The organism is Paracoccus sp. (in: a-proteobacteria) (assembly GCF_039808215.1).
Classification (GTDB): Bacteria; Pseudomonadota; Alphaproteobacteria; order Rhodobacterales; family Rhodobacteraceae; genus Paracoccus.
This window is the reverse complement of sequence record NZ_JBDHSP010000080.1, coordinates 1-12,322: the sequence shown is the minus strand read 5'-3', so window position 1 is coordinate 12,322 and position 12,322 is coordinate 1. Positions and strand designations below refer to the sequence as shown.

General features: G+C 59.7%; 14 protein-coding genes. 7 read left to right on the top strand and 7 right to left on the bottom strand.

Going from position 1 to position 12,322, the window contains the following annotated elements:
• Positions 1-84: 84 nt before the first annotated feature.
• Complete coding sequence (locus tag WMK75_RS16510) at positions 85-465, bottom strand: hypothetical protein (protein WP_347268699.1); 381 nt, start codon at positions 463-465, stop codon at positions 85-87.
• Positions 462-683: a hypothetical protein gene (locus WMK75_RS16505; protein WP_347268698.1), complete on the bottom strand. Its 222-nt coding sequence runs from the start codon at positions 681-683 to the stop codon at positions 462-464. The genes WMK75_RS16510 and WMK75_RS16505 overlap by 4 nt, the downstream gene beginning before the upstream one ends.
• A 611-nt stretch (positions 684-1,294) precedes the next feature.
• Here WMK75_RS16505 and WMK75_RS16500 point away from each other — a divergent pair.
• From WMK75_RS16500 to WMK75_RS16480, 5 genes are all read left to right on the top strand, one after another.
• Entirely contained in the window at positions 1,295-2,323 is a 1,029-nt protein-coding gene (locus WMK75_RS16500; RefSeq protein ID WP_347268697.1) for a replication initiator protein A, read from the top strand.
• A gap of 154 nt (positions 2,324-2,477) precedes the next feature.
• Positions 2,478-3,131 (top strand): ParA family protein, encoded by a 654-nt coding sequence (locus WMK75_RS16495; protein WP_347268696.1) that lies wholly within the window; start codon positions 2,478-2,480, stop codon positions 3,129-3,131.
• Positions 3,131-3,388, top strand: coding sequence for a hypothetical protein (locus WMK75_RS16490; protein ID WP_347268695.1), 258 nt, complete (start codon positions 3,131-3,133; stop codon positions 3,386-3,388). The genes WMK75_RS16495 and WMK75_RS16490 overlap by 1 nt, the downstream gene beginning before the upstream one ends.
• 74 nt (positions 3,389-3,462) lie before the next feature.
• Positions 3,463-3,642 carry a hypothetical protein gene (locus tag WMK75_RS16485; protein WP_347268694.1) on the top strand — a complete coding sequence of 60 codons (180 nt, stop codon included), beginning with the start codon at positions 3,463-3,465 and terminating at the stop codon, positions 3,640-3,642.
• On the top strand, positions 3,639-5,273 hold the full coding sequence (locus WMK75_RS16480) for an N-6 DNA methylase (RefSeq protein WP_347268693.1): 1,635 nt from the start codon (positions 3,639-3,641) through the stop codon (positions 5,271-5,273). The genes WMK75_RS16485 and WMK75_RS16480 overlap by 4 nt, the downstream gene beginning before the upstream one ends.
• Here the strand turns inward: WMK75_RS16480 and WMK75_RS16475 are convergent.
• The 4 genes from WMK75_RS16475 to mobQ form a co-directional block, all read right to left on the bottom strand.
• Complete coding sequence (locus WMK75_RS16475) at positions 5,270-6,487, bottom strand: phospholipase D family protein (protein WP_347268692.1); 1,218 nt, start codon at positions 6,485-6,487, stop codon at positions 5,270-5,272. The genes WMK75_RS16480 and WMK75_RS16475 overlap by 4 nt on opposite strands.
• Before the next feature lie 122 nt (positions 6,488-6,609).
• Positions 6,610-7,149: a recombinase family protein gene (locus tag WMK75_RS16470; protein ID WP_347268691.1), complete on the bottom strand. Its 540-nt coding sequence runs from the start codon at positions 7,147-7,149 to the stop codon at positions 6,610-6,612.
• A 114-nt stretch (positions 7,150-7,263) separates the two neighbouring features.
• Entirely contained in the window at positions 7,264-8,013 is a 750-nt protein-coding gene (locus WMK75_RS16465; RefSeq protein ID WP_347268690.1) for a hypothetical protein, read from the bottom strand.
• 34 nt (positions 8,014-8,047) lie between these two features.
• Positions 8,048-9,343 carry a MobQ family relaxase gene (gene mobQ, locus WMK75_RS16460; protein WP_347268689.1) on the bottom strand — a complete coding sequence of 432 codons (1,296 nt, stop codon included), beginning with the start codon at positions 9,341-9,343 and terminating at the stop codon, positions 8,048-8,050.
• A gap of 213 nt (positions 9,344-9,556) precedes the next feature.
• Here mobQ and WMK75_RS16455 point away from each other — a divergent pair, with 213 nt between their 5' ends.
• Both WMK75_RS16455 and WMK75_RS16450 read left to right on the top strand, forming a co-directional pair.
• Positions 9,557-9,880, top strand: a complete 324-nt coding sequence (locus tag WMK75_RS16455) for a hypothetical protein (RefSeq protein WP_347268688.1) — start codon at positions 9,557-9,559, stop codon at positions 9,878-9,880.
• A 66-nt stretch (positions 9,881-9,946) separates the two neighbouring features.
• Positions 9,947-11,833, top strand: a complete 1,887-nt coding sequence (locus WMK75_RS16450; protein ID WP_347268687.1) for a type IV secretory system conjugative DNA transfer family protein — start codon at positions 9,947-9,949, stop codon at positions 11,831-11,833.
• A gap of 240 nt (positions 11,834-12,073) precedes the next feature.
• Here WMK75_RS16450 and WMK75_RS16445 read toward each other — a convergent pair whose 3' ends face one another.
• Positions 12,074-12,244 (bottom strand): hypothetical protein, encoded by a 171-nt coding sequence (locus WMK75_RS16445; protein ID WP_347268686.1) that lies wholly within the window; start codon positions 12,242-12,244, stop codon positions 12,074-12,076.
• Positions 12,245-12,322 lie beyond the last annotated feature (78 nt).

Below are 12,322 nucleotides of genomic sequence, written 5' to 3'. Positions count from 1 at the left end.
TCAGCGCGGCGACGTTCTGGACCCATGCAGCATTGCCGCTCGCGCGGCGCATCAAGGTTTTAAGCTCGCGCACCTGGCGGGCGGTCATTTCCTCGCCCGCCTCTGCCAGATGTCCTGCCAAGTACCCGCGTAGGTCTGGAGCTGGCGGTCCAGCACCCCCTGATTGAACGGATCGGCGAGAGGATGATCGCCTTCGAGCTGGCAGATCAGGCGATAAAAATGCGCGGCCTCATGCGCCATGCGCCCGAGATCGTGAACGATGCGCTCGCTATGCTCCGTCCGCAGCGATGCCTTCGCCCGTTCCTCCCGCCACCTCGAGAGCATCAGGACGCGGTGCGCCTCGAGCGAGCCTTCAAGAATGTGCCCCTGGATCGGCGGCTCCGAGTCGCGCAAGAGCTGCCAGCTCTTGGCGGCGGCGGTGACAAGCCAGCGGAAGTGCGGCAGCGGATCGACAGGCCCGTTCATGGCAAGACCCCAAGCCGCCGCATCTCCGCGTCGATCTGTTCGGCGATATCGAGGCCCGGAAGGTGCTTGTCCAGATAGCGGCGGACGGCTGGCGAGAGCTGGTCGCGCCGCGAGAGGAACTTCTTCACGGTAAGCGCCAGAGGCTCGGGCGGCTGCGCGCGCCACCAGGCCGACGAATACGGCGCGGGATCGTTCAGCCAGCGGTGAAAATCAGTCATGGCAAGGCCCCCTGCCCTGCTTCATAGCATCTTTTTGGCCGCCTGCGGCGGCGGCAAGGAGGCTCTGCCTCCTCTGCCCCTCTCGGGGCATTCACCTCCGGGATATTTGTAGAACAAAGATATCATGGTAGGATGGAAGTACGGTACAGGCGGGGACGCCGATGACCGTGAACGGAGATATCCGGAAGCGCTCCTCTCTGCCCACAGGGAGGGGCGTTTTTCATAAGACGGGGCCAACTCACATGCTCCCCCCTCTGCCAAGAAAAATTGGGCCAAGAGCTTCTCGATACGGTGACGGCTGCACCCTGAATCTGAAAAATCAAAGCCTCAGAGAGAGTTAAATATAGTTAGAGTCAGAGTTACAGTCCCCAAAAATCCCGTTTTTTAGTTGTTTTCCAGTGACTTACAAATATCAGCGGTGTGTGAAGTGACGAAAACTGGTGTGTAAAGTGACGATAGTTGGTGTGCAAAGTGACGAAAGAGGGGAGAAGTTATCCACAGGTTTGGGCGGTGTGTGAAGTGACGAAACTTGACCTCCGGTGTGTGAAGTGACGATACTGGCGAGGTGTGTGAAATGACGAATCCCCCTCTGGCGCGTGCAGGTGTGTGAAGTGACGATAGACCGCTCCCCTCTCCTGCCCGACCGCCATCCTCAGAAGGACTTGTTTGTCTGCGATATCGTGGATGCAGTCCCCAAGGGCGACATGTCGTCCATGGAGCACCCTGTCTTCTCCCTCTCGACCAAGCCGGACATGCGACCGCGCAAGTACGAGCGTGGTGGCAACTGGATCGCGATCTCCCCATCAACCCACGGCTTGGCAACCGTCCACGACCGCGACGTGCTGATCTACTGCATCAGCCAGTGCATGGCCGCGCTGAATGAGGGTCGGAAGGTGCACCGCACGATGCGCTTCAAGGCGTATGACCTTCTGGTCGCCACTAACCGGCAGACCTCGGGACGTGGCTACGAGCTGCTGAAAGACGCGCTGCGCCGCCTCCAGGGAACGCAGATCGAAACCAACCTTCGCCAGGGCGGGAAAGAGTACTTCAAGGTCTTCGGCCTGATCGACTCAGCCGAGATCGTCAAGGAAACGCGCGATGGCCGGATGCTCGACGTTGAGATCACCCTGTCTGATTGGGTGTTCGATGCCATCGAGAACAACCACGTCCTGACACTCAATCGCAAATATTTCTTCCTTCGCAAGCCGTTGGAGCGCCGCCTTTACGAGCTGGCACGGAAGCACTGCGGGACGCAGCCGAGGTGGCTGATCGGCCTCGATACGCTGCGCGACAAGTGCGGTTCGGGCTCGACTGAGAAGGAGTTTCGCCGCCTGATCGGCAAGATCATCGAGGATGATGAAGCGCACGGTCACATGCCCGACTACGCCTTCAGCATCGAAGATGACAACGTGGTGGTGCGGCCAAAGAAGGAGGAGGTCATCCCTCCCCTGCCCTCCTCGATGCTGCGCTTCAAGGATGAGGACGCGACCTATGCACGGGCTAAGCGCCACGCTCCTGGTTGGGACATTCGCGGCCTGGAAGCTGAGTGGCGGGAGTGGGTGCACAAGAAGGGTATCCCGATCCAGAACCCCGACGCGAACTTCCTGAGCTTCTGCAAGGCGCGGGGGCCTTACAAGTAGGCGCAAAGTAGGAAGGCATGCAAGACGCAAACGCGCACTGCATGCAACGCGCTAATCATGCTTAGCGGATTGGCGGATATCATGCTTGGCGGCTTCGGTGATTTCATGCTAGCATCGAAAGAAAAATCAAAGGGCAACAATCGGAGCAGTATCAATGACATATATCGTGGGAATGGTGTCCCAGAAGGGAGGCGTCGGAAAGTCGACTCTGGCGCGGATGATGGCGCGGGAGTTCGTGGCGGGCGGCTTGGCTACGAAGATCGCCGATCTGGACACGCAGCAGCAGACCTGCACGCATTGGGCAGGACGGCGCGCAGAGAACAACATCCACCCTGAAATCCAGGTGCAGAGCTTCGCCAGCGTCAAGAGCGCGCTGGAGGAGGTGGAACGCTTCGACGCTCTGATCCTGGACGGTAAGCCGAACGCCTCTGAGCAAACCATCGAGATCGCGAAGGCGGCTGATCTCGTGGTGATCCCAACCGGGCAGACGGTTGACGACCTTCACCCCGGCGTCGTGCTGGCACACAGCCTGCGGAAGAAGGGCATTTCTCCCGAGAAGATCGCGTTTGCCATGTTCAAGACGACCGGCAGCGAGCGCGAGAACACGGCAGCGCGGGACTACATCACCCAGGCAGGGTACTTGGTGCTGGAAGGGGAGGTCAGCGTATCGACCGCCTACGGCTCGGCCTCCGACCAGGGCAGGGCGATTACCGAAACCTCCTTCCGCTCACTCAACGAACGGGCCTCGAAGGTCGCGCAAAGCGTCATAGACCGTATGGCAGAGCTACAGGAAAGGAAGGTGGCGTGATGGCGACCAATCTTTCAAAGCTCAAGAGCGGGAAGGGTGCGCCGCCGCCTGCTGAAGAGGCCGAGGACGTGATCGAGGCCAACCCCCGCGAGGATGACAAGGCACCACTGCGACCGCTCCAGGTGCGTGTGCCTGAGGCGGTGTTTGTCGAGTTCAGCGAACAAGCGGGCAGGGAGTTCGACTTCACGCATGGCGCAAAGAAACAGCTCTTCCTCAAGATGTGGAAAGCATACAAAGCGCAAAACATGAAAGGATGATTGCATGCAAATCATGCTTGACAGGCCCCGCATGTAACGTTCACTATGTAACATAACAAGAGTGAGCGGGCATCATGGCGAAGGGTGACTCGGGCAGGATAGTGGTGGAGCTAGACCCCTCGGTGAAGAGGCAGCTCTACAGCGCTCTCGCCCTTGAAAACAAAACGTTGAAGGATTGGATGATAGAGCGAATCGAGCGCTACATCTCCGAAAGTCCCGAACACACAAAAGCAAACGAGGCGGGACGAAAATGAACTTTAAAGAATTCGAATCTGCGGAGAAGTTGCGCGGAGGGTATTATACTCCAGACGACCTTGCAGCGTTCCTAGTTCGCTGGGTGGAGCGCATAGCTCCCCGGCGTATTCTGGAGCCGAGCTGCGGCGATGGTGTCTTCTTGGGTGCTATCGGCGCTCGTGAACTATCAGCGCAAATAACTGCCTTTGAATTAGACGAAGGCGAGGCGCGCAAGTCGCATGAGAGAGCGCAGGGCGCTGGCATTAACAACGCCGATATCCGCGCTTCAGACTTTCTGGGTTGGGCTCTGGATGCGATGGGGGACAAGACCGAGCGGTTTGATGCCGTAGTCGGCAACCCCCCATTCATCCGCTACCAGTACCTACCGCCACTCTTCCAGGAGCGCGCTCAGGCGATCTTCGACCGCCTGGGCTGCAAGTTCACGAAGCACACCAACGCTTGGGTTTCGTTCATACTTGCATCGTTCGAGCTTCTTCGTCCCGGCGGGCGGCTTGCGATGGTCGTCCCGGCTGAGATCATCCATGTCATGCATGCGCAGTCCCTTCGCACCTATCTGGGTGCAAAGGCCAAGCGGTTGGTTGTCGTTGATCCGGAAGAGCTGTGGTTTGAAGGGACGCTTCAAGGTGCTGTGCTCCTCCTTGTAGAAAAAAAGTCAAAGGCAAGCGATCACGCCGAAGGACTGGGAATGTACCCGGTGCGCGGTCGGGAATTTCTCAAGCTTGATCCAGAAGACGTTTTCCATGCCCCGCAGTCGATCAACGGGAAGACTGTTGAAGGAAAGTGGACGCGGGCGCTTCTGGAACCGGCTACGCGTGACCTTCTCGATGATCTGATCGAGCGCAACCTCGCGCGACGCTTCGATGATGTTGCCGAAGTTGATGTCGGCATTGTCACCGGCGCGAACAAGTTTTTCCTGGTGGAAGATGCCACGGTGCGGCGCTTCGGCCTTCAGAAGTGGGCGCATCCAATGTTCGGACGCAGCGAGCATTGCCCCGGCATCGTTTATGACGAGGCTCAGCATCAGGCAAACGCCTCCAGCGGCAAGCCTACGAATTTTATCTGGTTCAATGATACAAGCGTCGAAAAGACCAAATCCGGTAAAGAGTATATCGAACAGGGACGCCGAGAGAAACTTCACACGCGCTATAAATGCCGCATCCGCAGCCCTTGGTATTCCGTGCCGTCAGTCTACTCGACTGAGGTCGGGATGCTAAAGCGCAGCCATGATACGCCTCGGCTGATCCTTAATAAGCTAGGCGCTTACACGACAGACACCGCTTATCGTATTCGGGCCAAAGAGGGGACCGCCGAACAACTGGTCTACAGCTTCCTGAATGGTCTGACGGCGCTGAGCGCCGAACTGGAAGGCCGTCACTATGGCGGCGGCGTTCTCGAACTTGTGCCATCAGAAATTGAAAAACTACTTCTGCCGCCTCCCTCTAAAGTGACACCACAGGTCGAGGAACTGGATAAGGCCGTCAGGACGATGCCTATGGATGCAGTCTTGGCGCGTCAAACAACGCGCGTCCTGGGCGAAGTTGGGTTGTCAAAGACAGATCAGGAAGAGCTGCTGTCGGGCTGGCAACGGCTTCGCAACCGTCGCCACAGGGTGTCGTCTGAGGCTGCCTAGTCGATCTCGATGACAAATAGGTCGGGCTGCTCTTCATCGCGGTAGAGGTACAGCGTTCGGTCGAGTAGATCTTCCTTCGCAACAAGTGGCTTCACGTCACCCCAATGGAGCTGCGTCAAGCTGTTGTTCTGCGCATAGGCAGGGCTATCGAGTCGGCTGTCGTGCGTGAGCTGCATTTCGAAAACGCCGTAGTTTACATCCTTGATGACAATCCGGAAGCGGGCTCGTGCTCTTTCGAGGTGTTCCTTGCCCGCGGCGGTGTCGTGTGCCCAGGGCAGAGCCCCGAAGACTTCCTCGCGGAAATAATGCCGCTGGTCGATATTGGCCGTCTGTCCCTTCGTGAAGAACATTGAGCCCGTGGGGTTCGTGGCTGCCGCTGTGGGAATGTTCAGCGGACGACGCGTCAAAGGGTTGCTCTGCCAGACAAGCTGAAGGTGATCTGCCACAGGGGCCGCAGGCGGAACCGGGGCAGGGGCAGGAACGGGAGGTGCCGGAGCCGGAGCCGGGGCCGCTGCTGGCGCTGCGACTGGAGCGGCGGGGCCGCCCCCCAACTGCGGAACTGCCCCGAGCTGCAAGCTCTTCTTGTTAAGCTGCATTTTCGGAACTGCGTCCAGATCGCGGTTTCCAGACGATCCCCCTGGGGTCGGAGCGGTAACAACGCGCTCATCGACAACGCGGCCTGATCGGAGAAGAGCCTCGATCGCCGCCTGATCGGCGATTTCGATCACATGCTGAGGAAAACCGCCGATCATACCGTCGATTTTTCCTTCAACATCCGCTACAAAAGCGGCATCGTCGCCAACTTTGAGGTCTAGTAGCAGCCGTACGCTCGCCTCAATATTCGAATTCAAGCCGCCAACTGTAAGGTTTGCGCTCCCCAAAACAAGGCTGGCCTGTGCGGCTGTCCTTGTCAGATAGAGTTTTGGGTGAAAGATGACACCTCTGGAGCCTGTATCAACGGCATATGTCTTGCAGCCGGTGTTGACCGACGCCAGAAGTCCCTGCGCCGAAGTGATCCCGTTGCGAATTCCGGCGAGAACAATCGCCTTGTCAGCGTGTGGCGCGATCAGGTCGGATAGCAGGGAAAACCCTCTGTGGCTAAGAAACGCAACGCTAATAATAATCCTTAAAGGATCGGGCATTTCGAGCGTGGCACGAATTTCGTCAAGATGACTGTCTTGTGTTGCTGCCTGAAATATGAATTTTTTTGACATCTAATCGCCGAGTCTTTTTTCTATTGTACAGATCGGCGTCGATGAATCATACCGCCACCACATCCGACGATTCGGATGCCTGTGAACTCAATAGCTTGGGGGGAGCCGGTGCAAGAGCGCCCTTACGCTCTACGGACAGTCTTCACGCTGACCCGAAAGAGCTGCGCGATCTCAGTGAGGCGACGGCCTTCCTCGTCGCGCATGCGCCGCACCTCTTCACGCTGAGCGGCTGAGAGGGCAGGGGGACGGCCTCCGACCCTGCCGCGCTTCTTGGCCGCCTCCAGGCCCTCCCTGGTGCGTTCTGAGATGCGCTCGCGCTCGAACTGCGCGATAGAGGCGAACACATGAAAGATCAGCCGGCCGGCCGGCGTGGTGGTGTCGATGTCCTCGGCCAGCGACCGGAATCCGCCGCCGCGCTCTTGGATGGCCTCTACGATGTCGAGCAGGTGACGCAGGGAGCGCGCCAAGCGGTCGTACTTGGTGACAACGATCACATCACCCGTGCGGAGCTGGTCGAGGAGCTGGTCGAGCTGGGAGCGCTTCCTGGTCGAGCCGCTGATCTTGTCCGCGAAGATGCGCTCGGCCCCGGCTGCGGTGAGTGCGTCGGTCTGAGCATCGAGGAGCTGGTCCTCTGTGGAAACGCGGGCATAGCCAAAGATCATGCCCAAATAGTGCCAAAAACGTCCCAAAAGGTCAAAGGTTTTGGGAGGAGGGTTTTGGCCCGCGCAGACCGTTGGTTTCAGGTGGAGCAGGGCAGGGGGACAGAAACGACCGTTTTAGTCAATAAGACCACGCCGTCGAAAATATTCTTGGATCACCCCTGTTTCAATGATCTTGTCAGAAACCAAAAGAAATCCGATACATATTATTATACTTAAAGCTCGCAACGCGACCCCAACATCAACTTTCATTGATATTCGATTTACAAAGCTATTCACGTAATTTTCTCCAACCTTATAAAGCGGTGATTTCGCAGACATGTTGCGAGAAACAAACCGCTCCGCATACCACCCAGAAATACGCCTAAGCAGAAGAAACCAAAATACTGCCAATGCGACAAATAATGGCTGCTTGAAGCTAAAACTCGCAGGAGAAACCGCATATGTAAGAAGGAAAAGGAATACTATTAATACAACCCATGAGGACGCTAAGGCGATTAAGTCACCGATGCCTACTGCTCCGCCATGCCCGAAAAATTCTTTCACACCATACGCTTCGTATGCGTCTAGAGATTCCTGATTATCTTCGTCCTCCTCCAGCTGCTCAGGACAACTAGGCATCACGACCGTCAGCACTAAAAATCCCACGAACAGCGCTTGATTCAGGAAGATTACGACTGCTCTATCTAGATCAAGCGGCAAAAAGAATAGTGACCAGAAGTCACGAGATATCTGCAACCAATTATCTGCCACCCGTCTCATAAAATCCGACAGGTCTATTACATCTGCCAAGCCGCCAAAAATATTCAGGGCACTAAGGAGAACAGATACTACAGCCAAATAGAGTGAAAAGCGCTTCTTCCTCATCTCAGACCTCCATAATTCCTAACAGCGGCATTGGCTAACGCTCCAAATCGGGACCGCGCTCTCGCGGTTTCTGTGAGGACTGGTTGTCCTGTTCCTGGGCTTGCTGGCGCTGCCACCACTCGCTTTCGCGGGATTTCAGTTCCTCGGCCTTGCGCTCGCTGGCACGCTCAAGCCCATGCTCTTGCTCCTGCCTTCGCTTTGCCTGGAGATCGCGCAGCCGCGCCTGGTCGGCCTCGTGCTTGCGCCTGAGGGCGTCCCGCGCCTCCTGCATGCGCTGCTCGGTGCCGCGAATGGTGGCCTGGAGCCGGGCCAGGCGTTCCTGGTCTTGTCGCTCTCGTCCTGTCAGCAGGCGGATGATCGCCCGGATACCCCCGACATTCAGCCGCTCCGCCGTGATCCTGGCTTCCGCCTTCACGGTGCGAAGGGCGGGGCCGTAATAAGTATCGAGCTGATCTTCGAGCTGCCCCGCTTCCAGGTCATGGGCGCGGCCCTGGTCAAGACGGCTAAGGCTCTGCGCGGAGTCCAGCTCGGCCTTCTTCTGATGCGTCCAGGCATCGAAGCGCTTGCGCTCCCGCTCGATCTCCCGGCGCACGCGCAGAAGTTCGGCATATAGATCGGCGCGCCGACCGTTGCCCTCGCGGCGGCGGTCGTTTTCATCGGCGATGCGGGACGGCTCGTCCCTGCGGCGCATGGCGGTGACGTTCGGGCCTTCATGCTGCTGGGCTTCGCGGTCGATCCCTTGCGCCTCCAGCGTGCGGTGATCAACGCGGGCATCTATGCCAAGCCGCTCGAAGTTTCGGTTCTGAAGGTGCGCCCATTCCTCCCGCCAGCGTTCGACATTGGCCTTGTCGTTCCAGTCGCGCGCCTTCTTGCCGAACCTCTCGCCCGTCAGCTCGCGCATAGTGAGCATGACATGGGCGTGGTGGTTGCGCTGGTCGCCCTGGCGGTGCGGGGCATGCACGGCCACATCGGCAATCATCCCGCGCGCGACAAACTGCTCGGCCACAAACTGGCGCACCAGCTCGATGCGCTGCCGGTCGGTCAGCTCGTGGGGAAGGGAAAGCTGCACCTCGCGGGCGAGCTGGGCGTCTTTGCGCTTCTCGGCCGCCTCGACGCCGTTCCACAGGGTTTCGCGCTCCAGCATCCAGGCGGGCGTGCGCTCGGGGGCCATGATCTCGGTGTAGAGCACGCCGCCCTTGGCGCGATAATCGTGGCTCTCCCCGTAGCGCTGATCCTGGAGCTGCTGGCCCGACCGGTAAGCCGCCGCAGCGACCGCGCTGCGCCCTGTGCTGCGCGATATGACCGATGCTGAGAACCGATAATCAGCCATGCGCAGCTCCAGCCGCCCCCCCGGCGCGAGGGGCAGGGATCGAACGGCGGAACGTTCGCGCACACATCGCTTGCGATGTATAAGTGCGCCATTCCTTCGTCATGGAAGCTCGCACCATACTGCCGTGTTCTCTCGTTTGGATGCAGCCGGACTCTTGGCTGCGCGTGAAACTTGCTCTTAAATTTTGCCAGATTGTTGCCGGTGTGGTAAACCTTGAGCAAGAATATTTCCACAAGTTTTGATGAGGCCATGAGCGCACGGCGGAAGACCCCAAAGGAGAAGATCGCCGATCTGGAGCAGCAGGAAGCCCGGATCAAGGCGCAGCTCCAGCGCGAGAAGGCCAAGCTCCGCGAGGCCGAGCGCAAACGCGACACCCGCCGCAAGATCATCGCAGGCGCAGTGGCTCTCGAACATGCCGAACAGAATCAGGCGTTCCGGCAAGAGCTGTGGGACGTACTCGACCGGGTTGTGAAGAAGGCCGATCAGCGCGACGTGCTGGGCCTTCCGCCTGTACCGGCGAAACCAGACGCGGGCTGAGGGCAGGCATTTTCGCTGCTCCTCGCCCCGCGAAGATCATGGAAGGCCGGACAGGGGGACTAGGACATGCCCGAGCTTGATAACCTGCGCCCCTACGGCGACGAACACTTCGCCTACCCTGACGACCTGAAAGCGGGCGGCTGGTACGACAAGGGCGGCGTGTTCATCGGCTATGACGTTGCCACGAACCGCCCCCTCTACTTCAACGGCGAAGGCCACCTCCTGACCGTCGCCCCGCAAGGCACCGGCAAGACCTCCAGCCTCATCATCCCGAACCTGCTCCAGTATGATCGCGGCTCGGTCGTCGTCACCGATCCCAAGGGCGAGATCACGGCTGTGACGATGCGCGCGCGCCGCGATCACCTGAAAAACCGGATCGTGGTGCTCAACCCCTGGCGGGAGGAGATCGCGCAGGAAGGGGAAGCCTCGGCCGGTCGTGATTTTGGCGATTGCAGCTTCAACCCGCTGCGCTCGCTCCATCCCGGCAATCCCGCCCTGTACGACGATGCGGGCAACCTGCTCTCGATCATCATGCCTGATCGCCCGCAGGATAGCGAAACCAGCCGCTTCTTCACCTCGACTGCCCGCAATGTCCTGATCGGCGCGGCGCTCTACCTGGCGGTGACGCGCGGCTTCGTCACCCTGCCCGATCTCTATACCTACGCCCGCACCGGCGATGCGGCGGCGTGGCTGAAGGAGGCGGAGAAATGGGAGGCTTGCGAAGGCTTCGACCTGTCGGGCTTCGCCGCTGAAATCCGCTCCAATGCCGCCGGGGGCAACCAGTGGGCGGGCATCGTCGGCACGATGACCAAGGCCACCAACATCTATTCCCCCGCCGGGGCGCTCGGCAAACACCTGGCGCGCGACGAGTTCGACCCTGCCGATCTCAAGCGCGAGAAGGTGACGGTCTACATCGTGATCCCTGCCAACCGCCGCCAGCAAAACGAGCCGTGGCTGGCGCTCGTCATGTCCTGCATGGCGCAAGCTGCGGGCGATCCGTCCCGCGTTGCCCCTGTGCTCCTGGTCGCCGAGGAGTTCGCCAATCTCGGCCACATGTCGATGATGGCGGGGGCGATGGCGGAGTTTCGCGGAGCGGGCCTGAAAGTTCACCTCGTCCTGCAGAACGAAAAGCAGCTCCGCAACACCTATGGGGCGCAGGCCGATGAGCTGCTGGCGCTGTGCAACGTGCGGACCTACTTCGGCGTGTCCGACCTGGAGCTTGCCAAGAAGCTCTCCGAGGAGCTCGGCACCTTCACCCTGCCCGAGTATGCCCCGCCGGTGCGGAAACTGTTCGGCAGCGATCCTGTCGGCCAGCTCCTGCAACGTCACCAGAAGGTGCTGAAAAGCCCGCAAGAGATCATGAACCTGCCGACCAGCGTGCAGCTCGTCTTTTCGACGGGAAGCACCCCGCCGATCATGTCGGTGCTGGTCGGGTACTATCGCACGGGCCTGCGCAAGCTCGCCGATCCCAACCCGATGGTGAAGGCCGCCCCTGCCCCGCTCAGCGCGTTGCAGAAGCAGGTGGTTGTGGCGGGCAAACGGGCGGCAACGGGCCTCGGCCAGACGCTCTGGCTCAAGTGGTGGTACTGGAAAAACAGGAACCGCCCGAAGGAGTCCCGATGGCTCGACAAGGAGCACCAGGAAAACGATCTGCTGCGCCTGAAAAACCGTCTGCTGCGCGGCCAGATCGCCTATGAGCGGCACCTTGGCCAGTACCTTCGCAAAGGCTGGCTGCTGCTCAAGTTGGTAGTCCTGGGCCTCGCCTACCCGTTCCTGTGGCTGGCCGCCAAAGCCCCGCTCCTGAAATGGCCGCTGATCCTGGGCGCGCTCGCCTTCGGCCTGTGGGTGAACTGGCAGCTCACGGGCTTCATTCTGCTGGCGCTGTTCGTGATCTCGCGGACCGGCCCCACGCGCGGCGATAGGTACCACATCAGGCAGGAGGACAGACGGTAGCGGCCCAAGATGGGGCGTCCGGCGTCTAGTGCCTGTTCTTCGGAGCCGCCTTCGCTGATGCCGAAAAGAGAGGTTCGGGGTTCTGCGTCAAGGGGTTGGTGCGGCCCGCAGGCGCAAGCCGAGGACACGGCCCCTTGATGCAGGTTCTCGAAGCTCTCAGGCATCATGTCAGCGAAGGGGGATCAGAAGGACTGGCACGGCTCCCCGCCCTGTTCTTTGGTGAGCCTGAAGCGAAAACCTTCAGCTCTCTCCCTTCTTCCGGCCTGGCCGGTAGTCCTGCCGATCCTCGGCAAGCCGCTGCTCGATCAGCTCCTCGGCCTCCGTCTTTGTGCAGCCGGTCAGCGCGGCGACGTTCTGGACCCATGCAGCATTGCCGCTCGCGCGGCGCATCAAGGTTTTAAGCTCGCGCACCTGGGGCTATGGCTGAAAATGGGTGATGGGGCCTGAGAAGGCGGCGTATCGTGGCGGGTGTCGAAGCCTGCCAGAACC

Excerpts from the sequence above, each read along its gene's own strand:
- WMK75_RS16510 (WP_347268699.1), bottom strand. The coding sequence starts at position 465 with ATGAACGGGCCTGTCGATCCGCTGCCGCACTTCCGCTGGCTTGTCACC.
- WMK75_RS16505 (WP_347268698.1), bottom strand. The coding sequence starts at position 683 with ATGACTGATTTTCACCGCTGGCTGAACGATCCCGCGCCGTATTCGTCG.
- WMK75_RS16495 (WP_347268696.1), top strand. The coding sequence starts at position 2,478 with ATGACATATATCGTGGGAATGGTGTCCCAGAAGGGAGGCGTCGGAAAG.
- WMK75_RS16490 (WP_347268695.1), top strand. The coding sequence starts at position 3,131 with ATGGCGACCAATCTTTCAAAGCTCAAGAGCGGGAAGGGTGCGCCGCCG.
- WMK75_RS16485 (WP_347268694.1), top strand. The coding sequence starts at position 3,463 with ATGGCGAAGGGTGACTCGGGCAGGATAGTGGTGGAGCTAGACCCCTCG.
- WMK75_RS16480 (WP_347268693.1), top strand. The coding sequence starts at position 3,639 with ATGAACTTTAAAGAATTCGAATCTGCGGAGAAGTTGCGCGGAGGGTAT.
- WMK75_RS16475 (WP_347268692.1), bottom strand. The coding sequence starts at position 6,487 with ATGTCAAAAAAATTCATATTTCAGGCAGCAACACAAGACAGTCATCTT.
- WMK75_RS16470 (WP_347268691.1), bottom strand. The coding sequence starts at position 7,149 with ATGATCTTTGGCTATGCCCGCGTTTCCACAGAGGACCAGCTCCTCGAT.
- WMK75_RS16465 (WP_347268690.1), bottom strand. The coding sequence starts at position 8,013 with ATGAGGAAGAAGCGCTTTTCACTCTATTTGGCTGTAGTATCTGTTCTC.
- mobQ (WP_347268689.1), bottom strand. The coding sequence starts at position 9,343 with ATGGCTGATTATCGGTTCTCAGCATCGGTCATATCGCGCAGCACAGGG.
- WMK75_RS16450 (WP_347268687.1), top strand. The coding sequence starts at position 9,947 with ATGCCCGAGCTTGATAACCTGCGCCCCTACGGCGACGAACACTTCGCC.